This window comes from Haloplanus sp. GDY1, from assembly GCF_023703775.1.
In the GTDB taxonomy this organism is placed as follows: domain Archaea; phylum Halobacteriota; class Halobacteria; order Halobacteriales; family Haloferacaceae; genus Haloplanus; species Haloplanus halophilus.
The window spans coordinates 431,613-456,236 of sequence record NZ_CP098514.1 but is presented as its reverse complement, the minus strand read 5'-3'; the positions used below and the strand labels follow the sequence as shown (position 1 = coordinate 456,236).

At 69.7% G+C, this 24,624-nt stretch carries 28 protein-coding genes, 1 tRNA gene and 1 other RNA gene; 16 read left to right on the top strand and 14 right to left on the bottom strand.

Translation table 11 applies throughout. From position 1 onward, the window contains the following. The first annotated feature begins 113 nt into the window (after positions 1-113). Together glnA2 and NBT67_RS02500 are read left to right on the top strand one after the other, a co-directional pair. The gene (glnA2, locus tag NBT67_RS02505) at positions 114-1,469 is read left to right on the top strand and encodes a gamma-glutamylputrescine synthetase (RefSeq protein WP_251343243.1); all 1,356 of its coding nucleotides are present in this window, start codon (positions 114-116) and stop codon (positions 1,467-1,469) included. 75 nt (positions 1,470-1,544) lie between these two features. Next, entirely contained in the window at positions 1,545-2,021 is a 477-nt protein-coding gene (locus NBT67_RS02500; RefSeq protein WP_251343242.1) for a GNAT family N-acetyltransferase, read from the top strand. Here the strand turns inward: NBT67_RS02500 and NBT67_RS02495 are convergent, their stop codons facing one another. Genes NBT67_RS02495 through NBT67_RS02485 form a run of 3 tightly spaced genes read right to left on the bottom strand, consistent with a single transcriptional unit; the run spans position 2,022 to position 3,994 of the window. Next, entirely contained in the window at positions 2,022-2,870 is an 849-nt protein-coding gene (locus NBT67_RS02495) for an eIF2B alpha/beta/delta subunit family protein (protein WP_251343241.1), read from the bottom strand. Positions 2,871-2,917: 47 nt separating this feature from the next. Continuing rightward, complete coding sequence (locus NBT67_RS02490) at positions 2,918-3,187, bottom strand: DUF5822 domain-containing protein (RefSeq protein ID WP_251343240.1); 270 nt, start codon at positions 3,185-3,187, stop codon at positions 2,918-2,920. A gap of 24 nt (positions 3,188-3,211) precedes the next feature. Continuing rightward, positions 3,212-3,994, bottom strand: coding sequence for an alpha/beta fold hydrolase (locus tag NBT67_RS02485; protein WP_251343239.1), 783 nt, complete (start codon positions 3,992-3,994; stop codon positions 3,212-3,214). Positions 3,995-4,148: 154 nt separating this feature from the next. On the opposite strand from NBT67_RS02485, the gene NBT67_RS02480 reads away from it, so the two are divergent. From NBT67_RS02480 to NBT67_RS02470, 3 genes are all read left to right on the top strand, one after another. Next, on the top strand, positions 4,149-4,388 hold the full coding sequence (locus tag NBT67_RS02480) for a DUF7127 family protein (protein ID WP_251343238.1): 240 nt from the start codon (positions 4,149-4,151) through the stop codon (positions 4,386-4,388). After that, the gene (locus NBT67_RS02475) at positions 4,385-6,655 is read left to right on the top strand and encodes a CDC48 family AAA ATPase (RefSeq protein ID WP_251343237.1); all 2,271 of its coding nucleotides are present in this window, start codon (positions 4,385-4,387) and stop codon (positions 6,653-6,655) included. The genes NBT67_RS02480 and NBT67_RS02475 overlap by 4 nt, the downstream gene beginning before the upstream one ends. An 81-nt stretch (positions 6,656-6,736) precedes the next feature. Continuing rightward, complete coding sequence (locus NBT67_RS02470) at positions 6,737-8,038, top strand: MFS transporter (RefSeq protein ID WP_251343236.1); 1,302 nt, start codon at positions 6,737-6,739, stop codon at positions 8,036-8,038. 3 nt (positions 8,039-8,041) lie between these two features. Here the strand turns inward: NBT67_RS02470 and NBT67_RS02465 are convergent, their stop codons facing one another. Further along, positions 8,042-8,530 (bottom strand): DUF3083 family protein, encoded by a 489-nt coding sequence (locus NBT67_RS02465; protein ID WP_251343235.1) that lies wholly within the window; start codon positions 8,528-8,530, stop codon positions 8,042-8,044. Between the two features lie 88 nt (positions 8,531-8,618). On the opposite strand from NBT67_RS02465, the gene NBT67_RS02460 reads away from it, so the two are divergent. After that, entirely contained in the window at positions 8,619-9,566 is a 948-nt protein-coding gene (locus NBT67_RS02460) for a mechanosensitive ion channel family protein (RefSeq protein WP_251343234.1), read from the top strand. Here NBT67_RS02460 and NBT67_RS02455 read toward each other — a convergent pair. Beyond that, entirely contained in the window at positions 9,563-10,792 is a 1,230-nt protein-coding gene (locus NBT67_RS02455; protein WP_251343233.1) for a permease, read from the bottom strand. The genes NBT67_RS02460 and NBT67_RS02455 overlap by 4 nt on opposite strands. 273 nt (positions 10,793-11,065) lie before the next feature. Here NBT67_RS02455 and NBT67_RS02450 point away from each other — a divergent pair, with 273 nt between their 5' ends. Continuing rightward, complete coding sequence (locus NBT67_RS02450; RefSeq protein ID WP_251343232.1) at positions 11,066-12,376, top strand: amidase; 1,311 nt, start codon at positions 11,066-11,068, stop codon at positions 12,374-12,376. A gap of 3 nt (positions 12,377-12,379) precedes the next feature. Here NBT67_RS02450 and NBT67_RS02445 read toward each other — a convergent pair whose 3' ends face one another. Both NBT67_RS02445 and NBT67_RS02440 read right to left on the bottom strand, forming a co-directional pair. Beyond that, entirely contained in the window at positions 12,380-12,886 is a 507-nt protein-coding gene (locus NBT67_RS02445; RefSeq protein ID WP_251343231.1) for a hypothetical protein, read from the bottom strand. Between the two features lie 59 nt (positions 12,887-12,945). Further along, positions 12,946-14,082 carry a sensor histidine kinase gene (locus NBT67_RS02440; protein WP_251343230.1) on the bottom strand — a complete coding sequence of 379 codons (1,137 nt, stop codon included), beginning with the start codon at positions 14,080-14,082 and terminating at the stop codon, positions 12,946-12,948. A 479-nt stretch (positions 14,083-14,561) separates the two neighbouring features. Between NBT67_RS02440 and NBT67_RS02435 the strand changes: the two genes are divergently transcribed. Continuing rightward, positions 14,562-14,645 (top strand) — tRNA-Leu (locus tag NBT67_RS02435). A 327-nt stretch (positions 14,646-14,972) separates the two neighbouring features. Here the strand turns inward: NBT67_RS02435 and NBT67_RS02430 are convergent. Then, complete coding sequence (locus NBT67_RS02430; protein ID WP_251343229.1) at positions 14,973-16,022, bottom strand: DUF7504 family protein; 1,050 nt, start codon at positions 16,020-16,022, stop codon at positions 14,973-14,975. 121 nt (positions 16,023-16,143) lie between these two features. Here NBT67_RS02430 and NBT67_RS02425 point away from each other — a divergent pair, with 121 nt between their 5' ends. Next, entirely contained in the window at positions 16,144-17,307 is a 1,164-nt protein-coding gene (locus tag NBT67_RS02425) for a tubulin/FtsZ family protein (RefSeq protein WP_251343228.1), read from the top strand. On the opposite strand, the gene NBT67_RS02420 is transcribed toward NBT67_RS02425, so the two are convergent. Then, positions 17,304-17,783, bottom strand: a complete 480-nt coding sequence (locus NBT67_RS02420; RefSeq protein ID WP_251343227.1) for a hypothetical protein — start codon at positions 17,781-17,783, stop codon at positions 17,304-17,306. The genes NBT67_RS02425 and NBT67_RS02420 overlap by 4 nt on opposite strands. A 128-nt stretch (positions 17,784-17,911) precedes the next feature. Between NBT67_RS02420 and dph2 the strand changes: the two genes are divergently transcribed. Next, the gene (dph2, locus tag NBT67_RS02415) at positions 17,912-18,946 is read left to right on the top strand and encodes a diphthamide biosynthesis enzyme Dph2 (RefSeq protein WP_251343226.1); all 1,035 of its coding nucleotides are present in this window, start codon (positions 17,912-17,914) and stop codon (positions 18,944-18,946) included. 30 nt (positions 18,947-18,976) lie between these two features. After that, positions 18,977-19,378, top strand: a complete 402-nt coding sequence (locus NBT67_RS02410; protein WP_251343225.1) for an SAM-dependent methyltransferase — start codon at positions 18,977-18,979, stop codon at positions 19,376-19,378. Here the strand turns inward: NBT67_RS02410 and NBT67_RS02405 are convergent. Next, on the bottom strand, positions 19,351-19,797 hold the full coding sequence (locus NBT67_RS02405) for a TIGR00725 family protein (protein ID WP_251343224.1): 447 nt from the start codon (positions 19,795-19,797) through the stop codon (positions 19,351-19,353). The two genes, NBT67_RS02410 and NBT67_RS02405, sit on opposite strands and share 28 nt — an antisense overlap. An 88-nt stretch (positions 19,798-19,885) precedes the next feature. Here NBT67_RS02405 and NBT67_RS02400 point away from each other — a divergent pair, with 88 nt between their 5' ends. Beyond that, positions 19,886-20,797: a DUF7847 domain-containing protein gene (locus NBT67_RS02400; protein WP_251343223.1), complete on the top strand. Its 912-nt coding sequence runs from the start codon at positions 19,886-19,888 to the stop codon at positions 20,795-20,797. Position 20,798: 1 nt separating this feature from the next. Here the strand turns inward: NBT67_RS02400 and NBT67_RS02395 are convergent, their stop codons facing one another. Next, positions 20,799-21,296 (bottom strand): LabA-like NYN domain-containing protein, encoded by a 498-nt coding sequence (locus NBT67_RS02395; protein WP_251343222.1) that lies wholly within the window; start codon positions 21,294-21,296, stop codon positions 20,799-20,801. 94 nt (positions 21,297-21,390) lie between these two features. On the opposite strand from NBT67_RS02395, the gene NBT67_RS02390 reads away from it, so the two are divergent. The 3 genes from NBT67_RS02390 (at position 21,391) to NBT67_RS17970 (ending at position 22,412) form a co-directional block, all read left to right on the top strand. Continuing rightward, the gene (locus NBT67_RS02390) at positions 21,391-21,801 is read left to right on the top strand and encodes a DUF7548 family protein (protein ID WP_251343221.1); all 411 of its coding nucleotides are present in this window, start codon (positions 21,391-21,393) and stop codon (positions 21,799-21,801) included. A gap of 62 nt (positions 21,802-21,863) precedes the next feature. Beyond that, positions 21,864-22,174, top strand: an RNA gene (gene ffs, locus NBT67_RS02385) — signal recognition particle sRNA. Positions 22,175-22,286: 112 nt separating this feature from the next. Continuing rightward, positions 22,287-22,412, top strand: coding sequence for a hypothetical protein (locus NBT67_RS17970; protein ID WP_256474681.1), 126 nt, complete (start codon positions 22,287-22,289; stop codon positions 22,410-22,412). 65 nt (positions 22,413-22,477) lie between these two features. Here NBT67_RS17970 and NBT67_RS02380 read toward each other — a convergent pair whose 3' ends face one another. From NBT67_RS02380 to NBT67_RS02375, 3 genes are all read right to left on the bottom strand, one after another. Next, positions 22,478-22,867, bottom strand: coding sequence for a metal-dependent transcriptional regulator (locus tag NBT67_RS02380; RefSeq protein WP_251343220.1), 390 nt, complete (start codon positions 22,865-22,867; stop codon positions 22,478-22,480). Between the two features lie 10 nt (positions 22,868-22,877). Further along, on the bottom strand, positions 22,878-23,003 hold the full coding sequence (locus NBT67_RS17965) for a hypothetical protein (RefSeq protein WP_256474680.1): 126 nt from the start codon (positions 23,001-23,003) through the stop codon (positions 22,878-22,880). A 192-nt stretch (positions 23,004-23,195) separates the two neighbouring features. Further along, positions 23,196-23,522: a NifU family protein gene (locus NBT67_RS02375; RefSeq protein ID WP_251343219.1), complete on the bottom strand. Its 327-nt coding sequence runs from the start codon at positions 23,520-23,522 to the stop codon at positions 23,196-23,198. 368 nt (positions 23,523-23,890) lie between these two features. Here NBT67_RS02375 and NBT67_RS02370 point away from each other — a divergent pair, with 368 nt between their 5' ends. After that, on the top strand, positions 23,891-24,532 hold the full coding sequence (locus NBT67_RS02370; protein ID WP_251343218.1) for a helix-turn-helix domain-containing protein: 642 nt from the start codon (positions 23,891-23,893) through the stop codon (positions 24,530-24,532). The last annotated feature ends 92 nt before the right edge of the window (positions 24,533-24,624 follow it).

The following is a 24,624-nucleotide window of genomic DNA, read 5'->3' as shown; positions in this document are numbered from 1 at the left end:
GTGGCGTCGTCGGAACGAGGACGGGCGGGGCCAAAACGGTTTGCCGTCCGAGAAAGGAGACGAATTTGCCGATAGCCGCCGGGATAATGGGGTATCACGCCCCGTGTCAGCACATGACTGACACCGAGGACGTCCTCCAGCGTGCGGACGCCGAGGACGTGGAACTGGTCCGCGTCGTCTTCGTCAACAACAGCGGCGTGCCGCGGGGGCGGGTCGTCGACCGGGAGTCGCTACCCGGGGTGCTCGCCGACGGTACGAACGTCACCCACGCGATGCAGTCGTTCAACGCGCTGGACCTGCTGGCCGGAGAGGGCCGCTTCGGTCCCGCGGGCGAGGTGCGGATCGTGCCCGATCCGGAGACGTTCACCCCCCTGCCGTACGCCGACCGCGCCGCGCTCGTGCTGGCGGATCTGCACGACCTGGACGGCGAGCCCTGGGCCGCGGGGCCGCGGGCGCAGCTCCGCCGGTATCTGGACGACCTGTCGAGCGAGGGGTACGCGCCCGAACTGGCCTACGAGAGCGAGTTCTACTACACCCGGACGACCGACGACGGCGAGACGGTCCCCCTCGACGACACCACCTGCTTCTCGACGGACGGGATGCGGAGCGCCCACGACGTCGTCCTCGACACCGTGGACGCGCTCAAGGCACAGGGCATGGGGCTGGCGGCCTACTACCCCGAGTACGGCCCCGGCCAGCAGGAACTCGTGATCGATCACGACACGGGCGTCGCCGCCGCGGACAACCACGTCCGGTTCACGGAGACCGTCCGCGCGGTCGCCGCGGACCACGGCATCGACGCCACCTTCCGGCCCAAGCCCTTCCCCGAACTCCCCGGGACCGGCTGTCACGTCCACCTCTCGCTGTGGCGGGACGGCGAGAACGTCCTCCACGACCCCGACGCCGACGGGCCGTACCCCCTCTCGCAGGCGGGCCGGGCGTTCGTCGGCGGCCTGCTCGAACACGCGCCGGCGCTGGTCGCGGTGACGGCCCCCACCGTCGAGTCCTACGACCGCCTCGCGCCGGGGATGTGGGCGTCGGCCTACACCTGCTGGGGCGAGGACAACCGCGAGGCGGCCGTCCGGGTGCCGTCGATCGACCGGAGCGCCCCGGAGGCGACGACCCGCGTCGAGTTCAAGCCCGCGGACAACACGGCCAACCCCTACCTCGCGCAGTTGGCGCTCGTCGCGGCCGGGCTGGACGGCATCGAGCGCGGACTCGACCCCGGCGAGCCGCTGAACCGCGACCCCGGGACGCTCGACGACTCGGAACGCGCCGAACGCGGGATCGAACGGCTCCCGACCACGCTCTCGGAGGCGCTGGACGCCCTCGCGGACGACGACGTCCTCGAATCGGCGATGGGCGAGGAGCTGTTGGGCTGCTACCTCGAGGTCAAGCGCAGCGAGTGGGAGGCGTCGGTCGACGACGAGGGTGGATGGGAGTCGGACTACCTCGACCGGGCGTTCTGAGCGCCGCGGGCGAAGCCGGCGACGATGGTCACCGACGGTGAAGTTATAATACCGGACTCCCTTAGCACCCGTGTAGTGAGCGTTACCGTCGAGAAACGCGTCGATGGCCCCGGGGCGGCCGACCACGCCGACGAGGCCTGGGAGCTCAAAGAGGAGATCCGCCGCACCGAGGGCGTCCTCAAACAGCGAAAGCGCTTCTTCATGGACGCCTACCGGCGGGCGAAGACCCACCTGCTCTACTTCGACGAGGACCTCGTCGGCTTCGCCACGGCCCGGCGGGACGGCTACATCCTCTTTCTGGCCGTCGCCCCCGACCGGCGGGGCGAGGGCCACGGCCGACGACTCGTCGCGGAGGTGGCCGAGGAACACCGGACGGTCACCTGTCACGCCCGCGCGACGAACGACCGGGCGCTCGCCTTCTACGAGTCCGTCGGCTTCGAGATCAAGCGGCGGATCGAGAGCTACTACGAGGACGACGGCGACGCGTTCTACCTGCGTCTCGGCCCCGACGAACGGCTGCGCGACCGGCTCTCGGAACTGATCCGCCGGTAGTCAGTCGTCGTAGGTGCCCCGATCCGTGACCACCTCGTCGATGAGCGACATCGGCGTCGCGTCGTATGCGGGGTTCTCGATCTCGACGCCCTCGACGGGTTCGCGGATCACCTCCGCGGGCGGCCGGGACTCGTTCTCGAAGACGAAGTCGTCCTCGATGATCTTCGACTGCGAGCCGACGACCGTGACGGGGACGTCGGCCACGTCGGCGGCGGCCGCGAGGGGGAACGTGCCGACGCGGTTGTAGAGGGTGTCCTCGACGATGCAGTCCATGCCGACGATCACCCGGTCACACCGATCCAGCAGGTAGCCGGCGGCGCTGTCGACGGCGAGGTGCGGATCGACGCGGTCCATCTCGGCGAGGCGGCGGGCGGTTTTCCGGCCGAGGTAGCGCGGCCGCGCCTCGGTGACGTATCCCGTGAGGTGGCAGCCGTCGGCGGCGGCCGTCTCGATGGCCTCCAGCACGGTCGAGGAGAAGTCGTGGGTGAGGAAGGTCTCGCCGTCCTCGAACGTCTCGGCGGCCTCGGCGGCCGCCCGTCGCTTGCCGGTCTCGATGTCCTCGGTGACCCGGTCGATCACCTGCCGGGTTCGGGCCTTCGCCTCCTCGACGGTTCGGGCCTCCCCGAGGACGCCGTCGACGACCTCCCGCATCGCCTTGTGGAGCGAGGCGTGGGAGGGGTTGGCCCGGCGGAGCGCCCCGGCGTTGCGTTCCAGGTCGCGCTCGTAGGCCTCGACGTTGCGGTAGTCCCTGTCGAGGAGCTCCCGGAGCGCGGCGGTGGCCTTGACCGCGACCACCGACGAACTGTGGGTCTGCATCCGACGGATCTCCTCGATGGTCTCGTCGATCATACCGAGTGGTGTCGTGTCCGTGGCAAAGAGCTTCCGGCTGGACGCAGTTACCGGTCCGGCTCCCCGGCGCCGTCGGCCGTCTCCCCGCTCACGGAACGGCGGGCGTACGCGTAGGCGAGGACCGCGGTGCAGAACCAGACGAGCGCCCCAACCCGGACGGCGAAGGCGGCGCGGGCGCCCCACGTGGGCAGCGTCGTCGTCGTCGAGAGCGCCGCCACGAGGGGTGCGCCGGCGACGATGGTGACGACGAACGTCACCTGCATCACCCACCCGAAGTCGACGCCGTCGGGGTCGGTTCGCTCGACGCGGTGTGGCACGCCCACGGGTTCGCGGCCGACGCGCTAATGCGTGGCGATTCGATCCAGAAACGCGGTGACGGCCTCGTTGAACGCCGCCGGCCGCTCCAGCATCGCGAGGTGGGCCGCGTCGGGGACGGTCGTCCACTCGGCGTCCGGAATCGACGCCGCGAGCGTCTCGTGGTACCACGGCGGCGTCAGGGCGTCGTGTTCCCCGACGAGGGCCAGCGTCGGGACGTCGACGCCGTCCAGTTCCCCGCGAACGTCGAACTCGTGGCAGGTCCGGAAGTCGCGGTAGGTCACGGCTTGCCCCGCCTCGTGGAGCGACTCCCGGGAGACGGCCACCAGCCGGTCGTCGGGGTCGTGAAAGAGCCGGTCCGGCCCGTGGAGGAACTCGATCGCCCGCTCGAAGTCCGTCCGGAGCCACCGCAGGAGGTCGTCGAGGACGGCGAGTTTGGCCCCCGTCCCCGCGAGGATCAGCCCCGAGAGGTCGACGTCGTCGCGTTCGAAGACGAGCGTCAGGGCGACCGCCCCGCCGAGCGAGTTGCCACAGAGGACGCGGGCGTCCGTCGCCCGGAGGACGGCGAGTACGTCGTCGACGTACGCCGACAGCGTCTCGTACCCCGGCGCGGCGTCCACGTCCTCGCTCTCGCCGTGGCCACTCAGGTCGAGGGCGATGACGGGACGCTCGTCGGCGAGGCGGGCCTGCGACTTCCAGACACCGTGCGAGCCGCCGCTCCCGTGGATCAAAACCACCGGCTCCCCGCCCCCGCCACGGTCGTGTCGCCGGTAGGCCGTCGTCCGGCCGTGGTGTGTGACCGTCTCCATACAGGCGGTAGCGCGGGAGGGGCAATAAACCCCGCCCGCCGTCCGATTCGTGTGAACCGCAATTTCACTCGCTCGCGCGACCCCGACACCGTATGGCGATTATCCAACGAAATCCTTAAATAGATAGATAGCTAACGTGGGGTTAGGAACTGACATGGTGAGACAGCAACACGCCGGTGAGGACGAGCGGATCGTCCGCCGGTACGACTACGAGGACGGGTGGGTGATCGCCGCCGACGTCGGCGTCGCGGACGACCGCCTGACTGCCGACATCGCCGGCGAGACGGCCATCGTGCTGGTCGACGGGGAGACCGAACTGGAGTTCGAGGTTCCCGGATCGGTCGAAAGCGTTGACACGAACAACGGCGTACTCGTCGTGAGGGGTACACAATGAAACTCGTCGTCAAACCACTGAAACAGAAAGACGCCGGCCGCGGACTCGCCGCCATCGACCGCGCGGCCGCGGCGGAGATGGATCTCGACGTCGGCGACTACATCCGCATCGAGGGCAAGGACGGCACCGCCGTCGCGCGCGTGTGGCCGGGCCTGCCCGAGGATCAGGGCTCCGGCGTCATCCGCATCGACGGGCAGCTCCGCCAGCAGGCCAACGTCGGCATCGACGACCGCGTCGACGTCGAGAAGGCGGACGTGAAACAGGCCGACCGGGTGACGGTCGCGCTACCCCAGCAGATCGGCATTCGGGGCGACATCGGCCACTACCTCCGCGACAAGCTCACCGACAAGCCGATCACGAAGGGCCAGACCCTCCGGATCCCCTTCGGCTTCGGCTTCATGGGCGGCCGCGGGAACAAGGCCCTGCCGCTGAAGGTGGCCGACACCGAGCCCTCGGGCACGGTCGTCGTCACCGACTCGACCGAGGTGCAGATCAGCGAGAAGCCCGCCGAACAGATCCGCGAGACCGAAGCCGAGGGGTCGACCGCGGGCACGCCGGACGTGACCTACGAGGACATCGGCGGCCTGGATCGCGAACTCGAACAGGTTCGCGAGATGATCGAACTGCCGATGCGCCACCCCGAGCTGTTCCGGCGGCTGGGCATCGACCCGCCCAAGGGCGTGCTCCTGCACGGCCCGCCGGGCACGGGCAAGACGCTGATCGCCAAGGCCGTCGCCAACGAGATCGACGCCCACTTCCACACCATCTCCGGCCCGGAGATCATGTCGAAGTACTACGGCGAGAGCGAGGAGCAACTCCGCGAGGCCTTCGAGGAGGCCGAGGAGAACGCTCCCGCGATCATCTTCATCGACGAACTCGACTCCATCGCGCCCAAGCGCGAGGAGGCGGGCGGGGACGTGGAACGCCGCGTCGTCGCGCAGTTGCTCTCGCTGATGGACGGCCTCGAGGAGCGCGGCGAGGTGGTCGTGATCGGCGCGACCAACCGCGTCGACGCCATCGACCCCGCGCTCCGCCGCGGCGGTCGCTTCGACCGCGAGATCGAGATCGGCGTCCCCGACCGCGACGGCCGCCGGGAGATCCTGCAGGTCCACACCCGGAACATGCCGCTCGCCGAGGACGTCGACATCGACGCCTTCGCGGAGTCGACCCACGGGTTCGTCGGCGCCGACATCGAGAGCCTCGCCAAGGAGGCCGCGATGAACGCGCTCCGGCGCATCCGTCCGCAGATCGACCTCGAAGCGGAGGAGATCGACGCCGAGATCCTCGAATCCCTCGAGGTGGGGGAAGACGACTTCCAGGAGGCGATGAAGGGCATCGAACCCTCGGCGCTCCGGGAGGTGTTCGTCGAGGTTCCCGACGTCACCTGGGCGGACGTCGGCGGACTGGAAGACACGAAAGAGCGCCTCCGCGAGACCATCCAGTGGCCGCTCGACTACCCCGAGGTGTTCGAGGCCATGGACATGGAGTCCGCGAAGGGCGTGCTCATGTACGGCCCGCCGGGCACCGGGAAGACCCTGCTCGCCAAGGCGGTGGCGAACGAGGCCGAGTCCAACTTCATCTCGGTGAAGGGCCCCGAACTCCTCGACAAGTACGTCGGGGAATCGGAGAAGGGGGTCCGCGAGATCTTCAGCAAGGCCCGCGAGAACGCGCCGACCGTCATCTTCTTCGACGAGATCGACGCCATCGCGACCGAGCGGGGCCGCAACACCGGCGACTCCGGCGTCTCCGAGCGCGTCGTCTCCCAACTCCTGACCGAACTCGACGGGCTGGAGACCTTGGAGGACGTCGTGGTGATCGCCACCTCGAACCGGCCGGACCTGATCGACTCCGCGCTCCTGCGCCCGGGCCGCCTGGACCGGCACGTCCACGTGCCCGTTCCCGACGAGGAGGCCCGCCGCGCCATCTTCGAGGTCCACACCCGGAGCAAGCCGCTGGCCGACGACGTGGACCTCGACCGCCTCGCGCGCCGCACCGAGAACTACGTCGGCGCCGACATCGAGGCGGTCTGTCGCGAGGCGTCGATGGCGGCGTCCCGGGAGTTCATCAACAGCGTCTCGCCCGAGGAGATCGGCGACTCCGTCGGGAACGTCCGCGTCACGATGGACCACTTCGAGCAGGCCCTCGACGAGGTGACCGCGAGCGTCTCCGACGACGTGCGCGAGCGCTACCGCGAGATCGAACAGCGGTTCGCGACCGACGAGGGCGACGTGGCCACCGAGACCGAGGCCAGCCGCACGTTCCACTGATCGGCGACGCGGGCCGCCGCGTCGCCACCCGCGACGCCGACGAACCGGTCGCTATTTGACCGTCACTCCGCGAGAGGGAGTGTGTCCGCCCTCTCGCCCCGACAGCGTCGCGCCGGGCTCTGGACCCTGCTCGCCGCGGGCTTCCTGTTCGTCAACTTCCACCGGACGGCGACGGCCGTCCTCGCGGACTCGCTCGCCCGCACCTTCGACGCGACGGGCGCCGAACTCGGCGCCCTCCACGCCTCGTTTTTCTACGTCTACGCGCCGCTCCAGCTCCCGGCGGGGCTGATCGTCGACCGCTACGGCCCGCGGCGGGTCGGCGCCGCCGGGCTCGGCCTGCTGACCCTCGGCGTCGGCTGGTTCGCCACGAGCGGGTCGCTCGCGGCCGCCTTCCTCGCTCGCGCCGTCGTCGGCCTCGGGGGGAGCGTCCTCTACATCGGGACGCTCCGGTTCTGTGCGAACTGGTTTCGCGCGGATCAGTACGCGACCATGACGGGCTACACCGTCGCCGCCGCGGGGCTCGGCGGCATCCTCGCGACGACGCCGCTGGCGCTCGCCACCGAGGCCGTCGGCTGGCGATCGGCGACCCTCGTCGCGGCCGCCGCCACCGCCGTCCTCACCCTCGGCATCGCCGCCTTCGTCCGCGATACGCCCGGTCGTGCGGGCGTCGAGATGCCGGACTGGCGCGCGACGGGCGGCGACGCCGACGTCGGCGCGGGCGCCGCCTCGCTGGCCGAGGTGGTCGGGAACGTCCGAACCGTCGTCGCGGAGCGCGAGACGTGGCTGATGGGCGTCGTCCTGTTCTGCGTGCTCGGCGTCAACTTCACCGTCCTCGGGCTCTGGGGCGTGCCCTTCCTCGTCGACACCTACGCCGTCTCGCTCGCGCGGGCGTCGACGTTCGTCCTCGTCGGCAACGTCGGGTTCGTCCTCGGGTCGCCCTTGCTCGGCGCGCTCTCCGACCGCCTCGGCCGGCGGACGGAACTCGTCGTCGCGTCGGCGCTGCTCTTCACCGCCGCCTACGCCGCCCTCGTCCTCGTCCCGCCGCTGGCCGTCGTCGGGGCCGTCTTCTTCGTCGCGCTCCTCACCAACGGCGGCGTCGCCCTCGTGTTCACCGTCGGCAAGGAGCGCCACGACCCGTCGGTGGCGGGGACGGTCACGGGCGTGGTCAACGGCTTCGGCTACCTCGGCGCCGCGACGCTCCCCGCGCTGCTCGGCGCCGTCCTCGACGCCTACTGGACCGGCGAGGTGCTCAACGGCGCCCGGGTGTACACCGTCGTCGGCTACCGCGTCGCCTTCGGCATCGCGGCGGCCGCGGGACTGCTCGCCACGCTCGCCGCCCTCGCTCTGCACCGGCGCGAATCGCGGTCGGGGATCGGTGGCTGACGGTCACTCGCGGTACCGGCGCCACGCCGTCAGGCCGACCCCCGTGACCAGGAACAGGACGCCGAGGGGTCGAGCCGCCGAGAGCGCGATGCCGAGGGCCAGCCGAGCCACGTTGAACCCCTCGCTTCGCTGCTCCGTCAGCAGCGAGTACGTCTCCCCGCGATAGCGGACGGCGTAGAGGCCCTGGTTCAGGGCGACGTGATCGCTGGTGTACTCGAACTCGGGCGCGGTCGCCGACTCGTCCTCGACCACGTACGGCGAGTCCGCCACAGCGCGGGCGACGACCTCCCGACCCCGCTCCGAGAGGTTCTCGTGAGCGATGACGTCCGACTCCTCGTACTCGATGCCGAACGCGAGCGTGCCGTTCTCGGCCGGTTCAGCCCGGTGGACGTAGTCGGAGTCCACCGAGTTGCCGACCGGAACCGCCGAAGCGACGACGAGGACGATACCGACGCCGATCAGTACCGACTGGAGGGAGGGTCGGGAGTCCATATCCGGGCCTGTCCACGCCCGGACACGTGATTCTTGTGTTCGTGTCCGCTACCCGAGGTTTTTCGAGGCCGCGCGACGGCGTAGGGGTATGCGTCACACCGGACTCGTATCGCTCCTCGCCGCACTCGTCCTCTACGTCGGATCGCGCGTGGTTCGACGATTCGGCCTCGACGAGACGGTCCTCGGCGTGGCCCTCGGGGGGCCGACCCTGCTGGTGCTGTCGGTCGCCGCCATCGCACTCGCCGGCTACGGGGCCTACCGCCTCGTCGGCGGCGCGCTGCTCGCCCGCACCGCGAACAAGCGCCGGCGCCACGACGTCCGGACCGGCCTCCGTCTCGTCTTCGGCGTCCTCACCCTGGTCGCGGCCTTCGGCGTCGTCACGCGCAACTGGCTGAGCGTCCTCTTCTCGCTGGGCGTCGTCGGCGTCGCCGTCACGTTCGCGCTCCAGCAACCCCTCTTCTCGCTGATCGGGTGGCTCTACATCGTCACCAAGCGCCCCTACCAGGTGGGCGACCGCGTCGCCATCGAGGACACCAGAGGCGACGTGGCCTCGATCGACTTCTTCACGACCGAGGTGTGGGAGATCGACGGCGAACTCGTCTCCAGCAACCAGCCCTCGGGGCGCATCGTCACCGTGCCAAACAGCGTCGTGCTCTCCTCGCACGTCGTCAACTTCTACGGCGAGGGCGTGCCACACGTCTGGAACGAACTCTCGGTGCAGGTCGCCTACGAGACGGATCTGGCCTTCGCGACCGACCTGATGGTCGAGGTGGCCGACGAGCGGATCGGCGACGAGATGGCGACCCACGTCGCGGAGTATCGCGACCGCCTCGCCGAGACGCCGGTCGAACTCGACGTGAACGACCGGCCGACGGTCAACGTCGTCCAGCGGGAGTCGTGGATCGAACTCCGACTGCGGTATCTCGTCCACCCGCGGCGGGGCACCCGCGTCCGGAACGACCTCTACCGTGGGATCGTCGACCGCTTCACCGACCACCCCGAGCGCGTCCAGTTCCCGGTGGGCCGGAACCGCTAGGCGGGGTGTTCCGCCGCGTCGTCGGCCTCGCCCGCGTCGCTCACCTGGCCAACGTACACCTGTCCGAGAAAGAGGAACGTGAACGCGGCGTTGAGGTAGGTCGTGTAGCCGCTGGGGGCGGTGCCGCCGGCCTCGCCCGCGGGCGGGATCAGCCCGATGCCGGCCCAGAGGTAGTGGACGGCGACGCCCGAGACGACGGCCGTGACGAAGATGCTGACGAACAGGACCGCCGCCATCCGGAGGCCGTAGTACCGCCGGTAGGCGTCCGTGATGGTCGGCACGATCAGGTCGGCGAAGATGAAGCTCATCACGCCGCCGAATGCGATGCCGTTCGACCAGAGGATCACCGCGAAGGGGACGTTTCCGACCGAGCAGACGAAGGTGACGACGCCGACGGCGACGCCGACGACGGCGCTGGCGACCACCCACGTCAGCGTCCCCTCGGCGCCGACGCCGAACAGCGTCGTCCACCACGCCCGGGGGACGAACGCGCCGATCAGCCCCGCGATCAGGAAGCCGGCGACGATGTCCGTCCACAGCATGTTCCACTCGCCGAGGGCGTTCTTCGAGGCGAGACGCCAGCCGTCGCGGGTCAGCAGACGGTCGCGCCACGACGCGTCCGACTGGCGCCGGGACTCGGCGTAGGCCTCCTTACACGACTCCGAGCAGAAGTACTCGGTGCCGCTCTCGGTCTCCAGTTCGACGGTGTCGTCGGCCGTCGGATCGACCTCCATCCCACAGGCGGGGTCACGAACCCCCTCGGCGGAGCGGAGATGCTCGCGCGCCGCCGCGAACCACGCGTCCGGGACGACGAACGCGAACGTCGCCGCCAGCAGGCCGATGAGGAGGAGGCCGGCGACGTAGTCCGCGAGGACGAACTGCCAGCCGAGCAGGATCCACATCACCAGTCCGAGTTCGATCACGAGGTTGGTCGACGCGAACTGGAAGGCCGCGAGGCTCGCGACGGGCGAGGCGCCCTTCTTGAACAGCGACTTCGTGGTCGCCACCGCGCCGAACGAACACGACGACGAGGCGGCGCCGAACAGCGTCCCCAGGCCGAGTTCTCGCCACCCGCTCCCGCCGAGGACGGCCGACATCTTCTCCTCGCTCACGAACGTCTCCACCGCGCCGGCGATGGTGAACCCGAGAACCAGCGCCCACCACGTCTCCCAGCCCATCTCGGCGGCCAGGCGGAGCCCCTCGATCAGCGACTCGGCGACTGTCACGCGATCCACCTCCCGTGATCGACGGCGTCGGGCGAGTACATCGCCCCGAACGTACGGCTCCCCGACTCAACTGGATTGTGGTTGTGATACCGGTCCGAATTTGGGGGAGAAATCCGCACGTCCGTCGTAGAACGCTCCGAGAGTTCGGATCCGAAACCTCACGCCGCGTTCGTCCCCGGCTCCCGAAACGCGGGGACGGCCGACGACCGGCCGCCGACGTGACGGCTCGCCGGCGACCGAAGCGTTATCCTTCCGGCGTGTGAGTTCGAAGCGATGCTGACCGATAGACGACCCCTCGAACCGCTGGTTTCCGCACTCAGGGCGGGCGAGCGCTCGCCGACGGCGCTGATCGACGACTGCGTGGCGCGCATCGACGCCGCGGAGGAGGAGGTGCAGGCGCTCGTCCCCGAGTCCGGTCGCCGGACGCGGCTCCGCCGCGAGGCCGACGCGCTCGCGACCCGGTACGACGACCCCGCCACCAGACCGCCGCTGTTCGGCGTTCCGGTCGGGGTCAAGGACATCTTCCACGTCGACGGCTTCCCGACGCTCGCCGGGTCGTCGGTGCCGCCGACGGCCATCACCGGCCGCGAATCGACCGCCATGCGCCGCCTGCTCGACGCCGGTGCGCTCCACTTCGGCAAGACCCACACGACCGAGTTCGCCTACTTCGAACCGGCGCCGACCCGGAACCCGAACGCCCTCGGGCACACGCCCGGCGGCTCCTCCAGCGGATCGGCGGCCGCCGTCGCGGCAGGGATGTGCCCGCTCGCGCTCGGCACGCAGACCGTCGGGTCGGTCATCCGGCCCGCGGCCTTCTGTGGCATCGTCGGCTACAAACCGAGCTACGACCGGATCCCCCGCGAGGGACTCGTCTCCTTCTCCGAGACCGCCGACCACGTCGGGACGTTCACCGCCGACGTCGCCGGCGCGGCCCGGGCCGCGTCGGTCCTGTGTGACGGCTGGGATCCGGTCCGGCCGGACGAACGGCCGGTCCTCGGCGTCGTCGAGGGGCCGTACCTCGACCAGGCGACGCCGGCCGGGCGGGCGGGCCTCGAGGCGGGTGCCGACGCGCTCGCCGACGCCGGCTACGAGGTCCGGCGGGTGTCGATGCTCGACGACATCGAGACGGTGAACGACCGCCACGACGCCCTGACCGCGGCCGAACTGGCGCTCTCGCACGCGGAGCGGTACGCCGAACACGGGGACCAGTTCGCCGACACCACGGCCGACCTGATCGAGGTGGGTCGCGGCGTCGGCGTCGACGAACTGGTGGACGCCCGCGCCGCGGCCCGGGAGTTCCGCACCAGGATCGAGGACCGGATGCGCGAGGCTGGCGTCGACGTCCTGCTCTCGCCGGCCGCGCCCGGCCCCGCGCCGGAGGGCATCGACGACACCGGCGATCCGATCATGAACCTGCCGTGGACCCACGGCGGCGTGCCCGCCCTGACCGTTCCCTGCGGGCGGGTCGGCGACCTGCCCCTCGGCCTCCAGGCGGTCGCGCCCTTCGGCGCCGACGAGTCGCTCCTGGCGTGGGGCGAGGACCTCGCGGACGCCGTCGCGGACGTCGGCGCGGTGGACGGCTAACCCCTACGCCGTCCCGGTGCCGTTGCCGGGCGCGGCTGTCCCGCCCTCGGCCTGGGAGCGCGCCTCCTCGAACACCGAGGCGGGGAAGAGCCCGTTTACCTCCTCGAACCCGAGCGACTCCACCAGCGCCGCGGGCCGACCCGTGACGAGCATCACGCCGAACTGGTCGACCGTGTCGTCGACGGTGATCGAGACGTTTCCCGTCCGGTTCCGGAACTGCGAGACCGCCTCCCTCGTCAGTTCCATCCGTCGGGTCCGAAACTCCTGTTGGGCCTCCATTCGGTCGATCTCCCCCGATTCGATCCGGGACCTGATCTCCGACTGGAGCTGTTGCATCGACTCCTGATCGGGTTGCACCCCGAGCGTGACCGTCGCCCTCCCGGAGCCACCCTCGCCGCCGGCACCGGCGTCGCCGCCGTGATTCGAGAGCGCGCTACAGCCGGCCATCGAGAGCGCCGTCCCCGTGCCGGCGAGCTGGAGAAACTGGCGGCGGTCGGTGTCGTCGAACATAGCGAGCGCCCTATGGATACGAGCGCCATAAGCCCTCCCCTCCAGCCGTCCGCGCGACGCTACGCGACGGCGCCGCCATCTCCGCACCCCGGAGCGACCGTGAACTCGAACCGCGCGCCGCCGGCCGAGCCCTCGGTCACGGCCACGCGCCACCCGTGTGCCTCGGCGATGCTCTGGACGATGTAGAGTCCGAAGCCAGTCCCCCCGCTGGAGCGGCTGAATCCGGGCTCGAACACCGCGTCGCGGTCGGCCGCGGGGATGCCCGGCCCGTCGTCGACGACGGCGAACCCGTCGGCCGTCTCGACGACCGACACCGTCACGGACGGGGAGTCCCGGCCGTCGGAGCCGCGCTCGGCGGCGTCACCAGCGTTCTGCTGGTTGCTCGTCGAGCCCTGCTCGGCGGCGTCACCAGCGTTCTGCTGGTTGCTCGTCGAGCCCTGCTCGACGGAGTTGCGAAACAGGTTCTCCAGCAGCCGTCGCAGCCGCGACTCGTCGGCCTCGACGATCAGCGCCGTCCGCACGTCCAGTGTCGCGTCCCCGGAGTCCACCGTCGCCCAGGCGTCCCGGGCGACGGTCGCGACGGGAACCGGCTCGGCGTCGACCACCGCCCGTCCGTCGATGGCGACGGTGAGGACGTCCTCGACGATGCGCTCGATCCGGTCGAGCGAGCGGCGGACCCGGACCAGATCCGTCGCCTCCGTCCCGTCGGCAGTCGTCCCGTCGGCGAATCGATCGAGATACCCCTGTGCGACCGCCAGCGGGTTCCGAAGGTCGTGTGCGAGGATGGTGGCGAACTCGGTGAGGCGGTCGTTCTGCGCCGCGAGCTGTCGCTCCCGCTCCCGGCGCTCCGTCACGTCCCGTCCGATCCCACAGAAGCCGAGGACGGTCCCGTCCCCGTCGGTCAGTTTCCGGCCCGTGAGTTCGAACCGGATCCGGCCGGCGGTCGTGTCCGCCCGCGCCTCCACCACCGTCTCGCCCGTCTCGAAGATTCGCGCCACGGCTCGCTCGACCGCCGGTCGGTCCGCCTCGACGAAGAACTCCACCGGCTCCCGCCCCTCGATCTCCTCGTCGGTCAGGTCGAACAGGTCGTTGAGGCGGTCGTTCCAGAACACCAGCCGCTCTCGTTCGTCGTAGACGTAGAACACCTCGTCCAGCGAGTCCAGGGACCGACACAGTAGCGTACTCCTCTCGGGCATTCCTCTCGCCGAGGGGGACGCTCCGCGAGGTATTAACGATATCCCGAACCGTGGCCGGTACTCGCGACGTACGTCCGTCGAAAACGGGGAACCCCACGATTTGGACCCGGACGGGAGATGTTTTCCGCGGGCCGTTCGGCCTTGCTGGTTGCCCAGATTCGCGAACCCCGTTTACACGAGGTCCGGTACTCGGCCTTCCCTCCCGTCCGCCATGGCGGACGAGTGCTGGCCCGCTGCGGTCCTCCTTCGAGGCGTTCACTTTGTCCCCCTGTTACGGGGGCTTCAGTTTTACCCCTAACCTCAGTCAGCCCGTCCGTGCGGATGGACCGACTCAGATCGTCCGGTGGGCCCTCGTGGGTCCTCCCGGACCTTGGTGTATGTTACCTAACAACATAAACGTTTCGCACCGTCCGGTTCCCGGTCCGGCGACGGGAAATCGGTGGGTTGAACCGCCGGCCCCGTCTACCGGCGGGGTGCGTGCGAGGGTAGCCAAGCCCGGAAACGGCGGCGGACTCAAGATCCGCTCCTGTAGAGGTCCAAGGGTTCAAATCCCTTCCCTCGCATGCCGGACGCGAGCGAGAGCGAGCGTCCTGCTGCGACGAAGGGGTTTGAAGCAGGGAGGACGCGCGTCCGACCGTGGTTCGAATCCCTTCGCTCGCACTCGTGAGAGTGCGGAAGACGCTCTCGGAGCGTTCTTCCCTCGCAAAATCCTCCTCGGCGCTCGCTCGGGAGTGACGACGCCGGCACAGCCCGCGACACGGGGTATCCCGGCCACGCCGACCGCGTCGAGGAATCGTCGGCGGTTCACGGCCGCGCCGTTCCGGGGGGAGAGGCACGTTCTTTCCCGCGGGCGTCCGGTCGCCCGGGCGCGGCTCGACCCGCCGACGGGCTCACCCCAGTTCGAGCGTCTCCACGTACCGGAGGAACGACTCCAGCGCGGGGTTGCCGTGGTACTGGACCGTCGACGCCTCGGGGTCGAAATCGAGGATACCGAGGTCGGCCAGTTTGGGCAGGTGGGAGTGGACGAGCGACACGCGGACGGCACCCGACGACTCGGGCGTCTCCCGCACCGGAATGGACCGCTCCCGCGTCACCACGGCGTCCACGAGTTCCTCCAGCGACATCGTCCCGGAGCCGCGATCCTTCAGGTGATAGAGGAGGGTGCGACGACGCGGAACCGAGATGAGGTCGAGCGTCTGATCGAAGGAGTACGGCATCGGAATCGTCTCGGGGCGGTTCGGATCGGTACCGGCCGCCCCGCCCGGCGGCGCCGTGGACTGGCGGAAGGTCGGCCGGTCGGCGTCGGCCGGCGCCTTCGTCACCGTCCAGCCGTCGCCCGTGACGTGTTCGATCACCGCGTCGTACAGCGGTCGGAACGTCGCGACGGTCTCGTCGTCGTGTGCCCCGGGATCCATGTGGTGGTGTGCCGTGGCACCGACGGTGTCACACAGGTCGTTGAGCGCCGATACCAGGGAGATGACGACGTCACGGTCGAATCCCTCGAGCAGCGCGGTCAGCGAGTGGAGACAGAGCATCGTGGAGTCGGGCGTCGACTCCCAGGCGCCGAGATAGCGGGCGAGGGTCATCCCGAGGTCGATGGGTTCCGCGTTCTCGGGGAGCATGTCGACGGTGAGACCGACCGACTCCCCTCCCTCGATCACCCCGTCGCCGACGGCGACCTCGCGCTGTCGACCGCATCCGGCGTCGACGATCGTGGCACGGGCCGGCAACTGCTCTCCCACTTCGCGCTGCCAGAGGGCGAACCGCTCGGCGGGCGGGTCGGTGACGGTCGCGCTGATGACGTTCGTCTCCGCCGGATCGCCGGCCGTCAGGAGGTCGATGCAGGCGTCGTCGTCGAAATCACTGTCCGACGACGCCAGCAGCAGGATGGACGACGCGTCCCCGAGCGCGTCGTCCACGTGCGTGGGTGGCCCCCCCATATGGACGGGCATATGATATCAAATGGTAAAAACGTATCACCCGACGGCCACCCGCGTCGGCCGGACCGCCCCGCCCACCGACCGATCATTCATACGCCGCGACGGCGTACGGTGGGCGGGCATGAAACTCGCACTGATCGGGGTGGGGCAGGCCGGGGGGAAAGTGATCGAGGCCATCACGGCGTACGACCGGGAGGCCAGGGGGAACGTCGTCCACGACGTCGTCGCGGTCAACACCGCCCGCGCGGACCTCCTCGGCCTGGAGTACACGCCGCTCGCACGGCGGGTACTGATCGGCGGGTCGCGGCTGAAGGGCCACGGCACCGGGGCCGACAACGAACTCGGGGCCGACGTCGCGAGCGAGGACGTCGACGAGGTGATGGGTGTCGTCGACGACGTCGCGGTCCACGAACTCGACGCCTTCCTCGTCGTCGCCGGCCTCGGCGGCGGGACCGGCAGCGGTGCCGCCCCGGTGATCGCTCGCGAACTGCGGCGCCGGTACAGCGAACCGGTCTACGGGCTGGGGATCCTCCCCGGTCGGGACGAGGGGAGCATCTACTCGCTCAACGCCGCCCGATCGTTCATGACGCTCGTCGAGCACGTCGACAACCTGATCGTCTTCGACAACGAGGCCTGGCGGGAGGGCGGCGAGAGCCTCCACGCCGGCTACGGCCGCATCAACGAGGAGATCGCACGCCGTCTCGGCGTCCTCTTCTCGGCGGGCGAGGTGAGCGACGACCGACCGGTCGCGGAGTCCGTCGTCGACGCGAGCGAGATCATCAACACGCTCGGCAGCGGGGGCGTCTCGACGGTCGGCTACGCGGCGACGCCGGTCACCCGCCCCGAACGACGGCTGTTCTCCCGGAAGCGCGCCGATCCGGACGTCGGCGACTCGACGAACCGGATCCTCTCGACGGTCCGCAAGGCGGCGCTCGGACGGCTGACCCTCCCCTGTGAACTCTCCAGCGCCGAACGGGCACTCCTGGTCGTCGCCGGGCCTCCCGAGTTCCTCGACCGCAAGGGCATCGAGCGCGCGCGTCGGTGGATCGAGGAGATCACCGGGAGCATGGAGGTCCGCGGCGGTGACTCCCCGGTCGACTCCGACTACGTCGCCGCGGTCGTGCTGTTCTCGGGGGTGACCGACGTGCCCCGGATCAAGGAACTCCAGGGGATCGCGGCCGAGACCCAGCGGACGATGCGGGAACTCGAGGACGAGGCACCCGAGGGGCTGCGGGACCTCCTCTGGAGCGGCGACGGCGAGGGCGGCGTCGAGCCGCTGTTCTAGCCCCTCGTGCCGGTCGACGGATCGCACACGTCGGTGTCGGTCGTGTACCAGACGGAGACGCCGCCCGGGGGCGTCCGTCCGCCCTCGCCGGTGCCCGCCCGGGGCTCCCCGAGGGTGATGGAGAGGCCGAGACACGAGGCGTCGTGTGCGGCGAACTCGAAGGATGCCCAGTCCGACCGGCGATCAGCGCGCGCGTAGAGGGTCGTGTTCGCGGTGTCGGTCGGATACCCCTCGAACGTCGCCGTCCGCACCACGTCCTCTGTCGCGGCCGCGAGACGCTTCGAGTTCCAGTAGGTCGGCTCGCCGCCCTCGACGAAGAGCACGTGGACGGCGTGTGCCTCGTCGTCGTGATTGGTGGCTTCGAGTTGCCCGAGGTCCGGGGGATCGCCGGAACCGAGCCCCAGACAGCCCGGGAGCCCGGCGGCGAGGAGTCCCCCGGCGACCTGGAGGGCCGTTCGACGGGTCGGCGCTGGCATCGGCCGGCGTTGTGTCCGTCTCCCCGAAAAGCCTGTCGAGGGCGTCACCGACGCGCTCGGCGGACGACCCCGGTCGCCTCCCACCCGAAGCGCGGACGTTAAACGGCCTCGCCGGCAACGACGGGATAATGAGTCAGGACGCGTCCACCGAGGGCGACCTCCGGAACACGGGGATGTCGCTCAAACACGACCGGGAGTGGGACTACGAACTCGACCGGATCGTCGAGGCGGTCGAGGAACGGAACGCCAAGAAGGTCGGACTCCAGTTCCCCGAGGGGCTGAAGCGCCGCGGCCCGGCCGTCGCCGACGACCTCCGGGCGCTCACCGACGACGACGTGACCTACATGCTCTCCGGCCAGCCCTGCTACGGCGCCTGCGACCTCGACACCTACCTCATGCGGCGGACGGACGTGTTCGTCCACTTCGGTCACTCGCCGATGAAAGAGTCCGACAAGATCATCTACGTCCCCCTGTTCTCGAACGTCGATCCCTTCCCGATCATGGAGGACGCCGTCGCGGAACTCCCGGACGAGGACGTCGGCCTGGTCACCACCGCCCAGCACATGAACCGCTTCGAGGACATGCGCGAGTGGCTCGAAGACGAGGGCTACACCGTCCACACCCGCAAGGGGGACGAGCGCCTGACCCACGAGGGACAGGTGCTCGGCTGTAACTACGCCTCCGCGGACATCGACGCGGACCAGGTGCTCTACGTCGGCGGCGGGAAGTTCCACCCGCTCGGCCTCGCGATGGAGCATCCGGACAAGACGGTGGTGATCGCCGACCCCGTCAACAACGTGGTCACGGTCGCCGACACCGAGCAGTTCATGAAACAGCGGTACGCCTCCGTCCACAAGGCGATGGACGCCGAGAAGTGGGGCGTCATCTTCTGCACCAAGATCGGACAGGGTCGCTGGGAGGTCGCCGAGGAGATCGTCGACGACAACGACGACGCCTACCTCATCACGATGGACGAGGTGACGCCGGACCGCCTGCGCAACTTCGACATGGACGCCTTCGTCAACACGGGCTGTCCGCGCATCACGACCGACGACGGCCCGCAGTTCCACAAGCCGATGCTGACCCCGGGCGAGTACCGCATCGCCGTCGGCGACGAACCCCTGGACTCCCTCTCGTTCGACACCTTCCACGGCACCTGGTAGGCTTTTCCGGTCGGCCACCCTGCCATCGCCATGGAGTGTGACCCAATCGGCACCGCCCACACCCCCTTCGAGACGACGAGCGAGGCCCCGCGGCAGGGCTTTCACGAGGACGCCGCCGGCGTCGTCGAACTCGTGCCCGCCGCCCGCGAGGGACTGACGGGGTTCGACGCCGACCGCGTGGTCGTGGTCTGGTGGGCCGACCGCGCCGACCGGTCCGTGCTGACGCTTGCCCGCGATCCCGAGCGCGGCGTGTTCACCTCGCGGTCGCCCGCCCGCCCCAATCCGGTCTGCATCTCCGAGTGCCGGGTCGACGCGGTCGACGCCGAGGCGGGACGGCTCGACCTCCGGGGCGTCGACATGGCCGACGGGAGCCCGGTGATCGACCTCAAGGCCACCGTCGACGTTCAGTGCTGGACGGACGACTCGACGTAGTCGACGGCCTCCTCGGGCGTGTCGACCGGTTCGACGCCGGGGGCGTCGTGGGTGCCGAGCCCCGCGGTCGGCCGGTCGAACACGCCCGCGAATCCGAGTTCCGAGAGCGTCCCCGCGCCGCCGTCGATGGCGACGACGGCGTCCCCGTTCATGACGACCATCGCGTTCCGGGCGTGACCCATCCCCGTCGCGACGGCGACGTCGACGTGCTCGTTGGCGTCGCGCCGGTCGGCCGACGGGAGGATGCCCACCGTCTCGCCGCCGGCGGCGCTCGCGCCCGCACAGGCCGCCTCCATCACCCCGCCGAGGCCGCCACAGACGACGACGTGTCCCCGTGATCCGAGTAGCCGTCCGACGGTCCGTGCCCGCTCGGCCGCCGTCTCCCCCACCGTGCTGCCGCCGATGACGCTGACGCGCATGGTCGGCGGTGGTCCGGCGGGGCCATATGCGTTCGCCCGCGGCCGTCGACCACCCACAGTTATGTGGCGGTTGCCCGCCTGCATGAGTATGTCCGCGATCCAGTCCCTCCGGACGGCGACCGACGCGCTCTCCCGGTGTCCCGTCCTGGTCGTCGGGGGGTTGCTCTACGGCCTCGTGGTGTTGCCCCAGCGAGCGCTCCAGTTGGCCGGCGTTCCGCTGGCCCCGGCGCTGATCCAGGTGGTGACGTTCTTCGTCACGCCCTTCGTCGTCGCGAGCGTCGTCGGGATGGCCCGGGAGGCCCTCGACGGCGAGACGTCGCTGGGGTCCGGCACCGCCGTCGGGAAGGCTCGGTACGTCGACCTGCTCCTCGCCACGCTCCTCGAGTTGGGCATCAAACTGGCCTTCGGCGTCGTCTTCGTGATCCTCGCCTTGCTCCTCCTGGTGGGGGTCGGAAGCGCCGGCCCCGCCGCCCTCGTCGGCGGCGGCGTCCTCCTCCTGGCCTTGCTCGCGTACGTCGCCGTCCTCTTTCTCGTCCAGTTCTACCCCGTCGTCGTCGTCGTCGAGGACGCCGGTCCCGTCGACGCCGTCACCGAGAGCGTCGGCTTCGTGCGCTCGAACCTGGTCAGTACGCTCGGGTTCTCCGTCGTGACGGTCCTGCTCGGCGGCCTCGCGTCCCTCCCGGTGGCGGGCGTCGCGGCCTACCAGTTCGCCACCACCGACCCCGGGTCGGCGGGCGACGCTCCGGGGCCGATCGGCGGGGGGATGACCCCCGGGGGCGGCGCCGCGAACGGCAGCGGTGGCACGCCGCAGTTGGCCGACGCCCTCGCGAGCGGTGCCGGGCCGGGGCTCGGCCTCTCGACGCCGGAGGTGGTGGCGCTCTCGCTCGTCTCGGTGGCGGCGACGGCGGCGTTCGTCGCCTTCCGGCTGACCTACGCCACCGCGTTCTACCGCCGGAACGGACGGTCGGTCGAGGAGCGAGTCCTCGACGACGAGTGGTAGGCTACAGCAGGAACGTCTCCTCTCGTTCGGAGAGATCCATGAAGGAGTCGGCGGCGTCGACGAGTTCGTCCGCCGTCGAGGAGCCGAAGGCCATCACCTCGACGCGAACGCCCTCGTGGCGGAGGTGCGAGCAGAGCCGGGAGAAGTCGCCGTCGCCGGTACAAAGCACGACCACGTCGACGTGGTTCGCGAGCGTGACGGCGTCGAGGCTGATGCCGACGTCCCAGTCGGCCTTCTTCGTCCCGTCGCCGAACGTCTTGATGTCCTTGATCTTCCGCTCGAAGCCGATGTCCTCCAGCGCCTCGAAGAACCGTTCCTCCTCGGGCGAATCCGCGCGGATGACGTAGGCGATGGCCCGGACGAGTTCGCGGTCGGCGACGCCCTTCGAGAGCAGCGCCGAGTAGTCGATGTTCCGAGAGTAGAGGCTCTGAGCGGAGTGATAGAGGTTCTGCGCGTCCGCGAGCATGGCGACGCGCTGGTTGGCGTGGATGTCGGTCACGTTGGTGGACAGTGAACGCGTGCGACTAAATTCCTTGCTCATCCCGCGGCGACGATACGAGCGATTTAACCCGGCGGCGGCGACAGGAGCCGACATGCGCACCGAGCAGGCCGCCCCCGCGCTTGGCATCGCCGGCTGCCTCGCCGTCGTCGTCGCACTCGCCCTCCCGTTCGCCCTCTTCCCGGGGTGGGGGGCGGAACTGGCCCAGTACTACACGAGCGGCCCCCTCGGCGTCGGCGCCGTCCTCGCGTTCGCGCTCGTGGGCATCGTCGTCTTCCTCGCGGGCGCTCGCGGCCGAACCGATCCGACGACCGCGGCCGGCATCGCCGTCCCTCTCGGCGTCGTCGCTCTCCTCGTCGCGCTCTCGTGGGCGTTCATGGCACCACTCGATCCCCTCTTTGGCTTCCCGGCGTCGTGGATCAGGGACTTCCGGTGGGTCGTCGTCGCCGCCGCGGGGGTCGTCGCCGCCGCGGCCGCACTCTACGCTCGGGCCACGCTGGCCTGACCGACCGACGGCCCTCGAGGACCCGGAGTCGAAAGGCCCTTAAGAGGAACCGGCATAGGATCGGACGGACTAGGTCGGGCAGTTAGGCCCTGCTCCTCCGCCCGCACTACGGTCTTCAGCGGGGACCGAACCCGGGGGCGTCCGGTCAGACCGGATCGGGCCCCGGAAGCCAACGTGGAAGCCTCGTCCTTCGGGGACAGCGGTCCACGGCGCGCGTCTGCAGGGACGCTCCGTCGTGGTTCGTCGGCGGCACCGGGTCAGGCGCGGAAGCGAGCAGCCCATCGCCGGACGCCGGTCGCTCGAAGGATCGCGGGGTGGAGGAGGCGACTGGGACTCCCCGACCCGGAACGCCGGGCAATCCCGTCGTCCACATTCGTACCCGTTCTCCCACGGAGCGGCGTCCCCGTCACCGACACTGGCGAGCGTTGCCTCATCACTAATTATGAATCCAGTGGTACGCGTTACCAGTGCACGAGGAAACACGGATGAAACGAGAGGACATGGCGCTACTCCGCGACGAGTGCAGCGACGGAAACGACCGGGCCTGTGAGACGCTCGAACGACTCTGCGAGGACGGCCGCGACGAGGCGTGTCGATACGTGCCTCGCTGAGGCATCGAGTGCTCCGGGCCGTCGGCCGGTGACGCCGACCGGGGACGACCACGCCACCGGTCCGCTCACCCGTCGTCGGTCGACACCGACGTCGACTCGGCCTCGTAGGGAAGCAAGGCCGTGAGCCGGTTCGCGACCTCCGGGTCGATCAGCCCGGCCATCTCCATCGCCTCGGCCTCGTAGTCCTCCAGGTCCAGAACGTCCCGAAAGAACCACGAGAGGGTGACGTAGGTCTCGTGGAGGTCGGCCGCGCGGTCGCGTCCTGCCTCGGTGAGCGCCGCGCCCTCGTACGGTTCGTAGGTGACCAGTCCGTCGGCTGCGAGCCCCTGAAGCATCTGGGTCGCCGTCGCCTGTGACCGGCCGACGAGGTCGGCGACGTCGCCGGAGGAGACCGGGGGATCGCGTCGCTGTTCGACGATATAGAGCGCGAGGAGGTACCGGGCGGCGCCACTCATCGACCGGGCGCTACTCCCGCTCCCCGTTCCGGTCCGAGGCCGTCCCCTCGTCGTCCACATCCTCACGCCCCACGTCGAACACGCCGACGTAGAGCCCCGCCCATAGCCGCGCCCGTCGGCGACGTGGCCCGGTCATGGCCACGAATCCACCCCGGGCGCCAGCCCCCGATCCGTCGTGTGACAGCGCGCGATGCGCCTCGCCGTGACTACTCCGGCCATACTGAATGGGGCCTACCTAAACCGGAATAGGTTTTTCGGCTAGCCTAAAAACGTCGCGACGGATCCACGGCCGGGTGCGTGGTCCGCCGAAGGGATCGGGAGCGACCGCTCAGAACGGCGGCGAGTAGTCCTCGTACTCGTCCATCTCCTCCATCTCGTCGGTCTTGTCCGGCATGACGGCGGCACGCGGTCCGCCCGCCCGCCGAACCGTCACCGACGACACCTCGTCGAGTTCGTCCGGGAGTCGCCGCTCGATGGCCTTCATCGTCATCGGAGCGATCCCGCAACCGGAACAGGCGCCGCCGATGGCGACGGTCACCTCGCCGGTCTCGTGATCGACGTCCTCGATCTCGAAGTGGCCACCGTGTTCCTGAATCTGCGGGACGTTGTTGCTCAGGTAGTTCCGCGTCCGTCGTTCGAGGCTTTGAGCGCTCATACACGAGCCACTACGGACGGATATGTAATAAATCTGTGTTGTTTTACGAGCCTAAAATCCACGTAGAGAGTTTTTATCGGCCAAAAAACGCATATGCGAATATCCCTCGGCAGAAATCATGTCGTTCTGACAGTTCCCTCGGCGCCGACGGTCGTGTCCGCGCACGACTCGAACTACGCCGTCGTCGATGCCGATACTACGTCCCTTCCGTAAAACGACGGACTAACCGATGTTCACGTACGGTTAGTCACGCCGACCGAGTATCGCCGAACACCGATTCCGAGCGTTCGCCGTCGCGTGGAACCAACGTATCTAACCGCTACCGAACGGCCCGAAAGCACTTCCGCCCGTTCACCCATACAGCCGATATGGGTCTGGTGGCGGAGTTCGCCTTCCCCCCGGAGGCGTTCGCCCTGGGCGACGCGTTACGGCGTGACGGCGTCGAGCGCATCGAGTTCGTCTGCAACGTCCCGTCGCGGGCCGGGGTCGTACCCTACTGCTGGGTCCGGGGGTCGTCGTTCGACGGCTTCGAAGACGCCGTACGCGGGGAGCCGGCGATACGTGACCTCTCCGAGGTGGACGCCCTCGAACGCAGCCGCCTGTACCGCACCGAGTGGCGGCCCACGGGTCGCGGCCTCCTGAGCGCCGTCCGCGCCAGCGACGCGCTGCTCAGGAGCGCCGCGGGCGAGGATCACTGGGAGTTCGAAATCGTGTTCGACGAGCGCGACTCCCTGACGGCGTTCTCGGACCGCTGCTCGGAACTCGGACTGTCGTTCGAACTCCAGTACGTCCACTCGTTGAGGCGGCCGACCGAGGAGGACTACGGGCTGACCCCGGTCCAGCGACGGACGCTGATCCGTGCCGAGGAGGAGGGACACTTCGAGGAGCCCCGGAAGCTGACCGTCGAGGAACTGGCCGCGGAGATGGACCTCTCCCCGACGGCGGTGAGCGGGCGCCTCCGCCGGGGCGTCTCCAACCTGATACGGCGGACGATCCTTTCCACCGAGTGACAGTAGCGACCGAACCGCTCCGGGCGGACGACGCCCCGATCACACTTGAAGTGTTCAAGTGTAAACCCAAGCGTTCCTGTCCGGCCGTCGAG

Coding starts and splice junctions, on each gene's coding strand:
- NBT67_RS02420 (WP_251343227.1), bottom strand. CDS start 17,783: ATGCCAGCGCCGACCCGTCGAACGGCCCTCCAGGTCGCCGGGGGACTC.
- NBT67_RS02390 (WP_251343221.1), top strand. CDS start 21,391: ATGCGCACCGAGCAGGCCGCCCCCGCGCTTGGCATCGCCGGCTGCCTC.
- NBT67_RS02485 (WP_251343239.1), bottom strand. CDS start 3,994: ATGGAGACGGTCACACACCACGGCCGGACGACGGCCTACCGGCGACAC.
- NBT67_RS02465 (WP_251343235.1), bottom strand. CDS start 8,530: ATGGACTCCCGACCCTCCCTCCAGTCGGTACTGATCGGCGTCGGTATC.
- NBT67_RS02450 (WP_251343232.1), top strand. CDS start 11,066: ATGCTGACCGATAGACGACCCCTCGAACCGCTGGTTTCCGCACTCAGG.
- NBT67_RS02495 (WP_251343241.1), bottom strand. CDS start 2,870: ATGATCGACGAGACCATCGAGGAGATCCGTCGGATGCAGACCCACAGT.
- NBT67_RS02400 (WP_251343223.1), top strand. CDS start 19,886: ATGTCCGCGATCCAGTCCCTCCGGACGGCGACCGACGCGCTCTCCCGG.
- NBT67_RS02440 (WP_251343230.1), bottom strand. CDS start 14,082: ATGCCCGAGAGGAGTACGCTACTGTGTCGGTCCCTGGACTCGCTGGAC.
- NBT67_RS02405 (WP_251343224.1), bottom strand. CDS start 19,797: ATGCGCGTCAGCGTCATCGGCGGCAGCACGGTGGGGGAGACGGCGGCC.
- NBT67_RS02480 (WP_251343238.1), top strand. CDS start 4,149: ATGGTGAGACAGCAACACGCCGGTGAGGACGAGCGGATCGTCCGCCGG.
- NBT67_RS02430 (WP_251343229.1), bottom strand. CDS start 16,022: ATGGGGGGGCCACCCACGCACGTGGACGACGCGCTCGGGGACGCGTCG.
- glnA2 (WP_251343243.1), top strand. CDS start 114: ATGACTGACACCGAGGACGTCCTCCAGCGTGCGGACGCCGAGGACGTG.
- NBT67_RS02425 (WP_251343228.1), top strand. CDS start 16,144: ATGAAACTCGCACTGATCGGGGTGGGGCAGGCCGGGGGGAAAGTGATC.
- NBT67_RS02475 (WP_251343237.1), top strand. CDS start 4,385: ATGAAACTCGTCGTCAAACCACTGAAACAGAAAGACGCCGGCCGCGGA.
- NBT67_RS17965 (WP_256474680.1), bottom strand. CDS start 23,003: ATGACCGGGCCACGTCGCCGACGGGCGCGGCTATGGGCGGGGCTCTAC.
- NBT67_RS02380 (WP_251343220.1), bottom strand. CDS start 22,867: ATGAGTGGCGCCGCCCGGTACCTCCTCGCGCTCTATATCGTCGAACAG.
- NBT67_RS17970 (WP_256474681.1), top strand. CDS start 22,287: ATGAAACGAGAGGACATGGCGCTACTCCGCGACGAGTGCAGCGACGGA.
- dph2 (WP_251343226.1), top strand. CDS start 17,912: ATGAGTCAGGACGCGTCCACCGAGGGCGACCTCCGGAACACGGGGATG.
- NBT67_RS02460 (WP_251343234.1), top strand. CDS start 8,619: ATGCGTCACACCGGACTCGTATCGCTCCTCGCCGCACTCGTCCTCTAC.
- NBT67_RS02370 (WP_251343218.1), top strand. CDS start 23,891: ATGGGTCTGGTGGCGGAGTTCGCCTTCCCCCCGGAGGCGTTCGCCCTG.
- NBT67_RS02375 (WP_251343219.1), bottom strand. CDS start 23,522: ATGAGCGCTCAAAGCCTCGAACGACGGACGCGGAACTACCTGAGCAAC.
- NBT67_RS02445 (WP_251343231.1), bottom strand. CDS start 12,886: ATGTTCGACGACACCGACCGCCGCCAGTTTCTCCAGCTCGCCGGCACG.
- NBT67_RS02410 (WP_251343225.1), top strand. CDS start 18,977: ATGGAGTGTGACCCAATCGGCACCGCCCACACCCCCTTCGAGACGACG.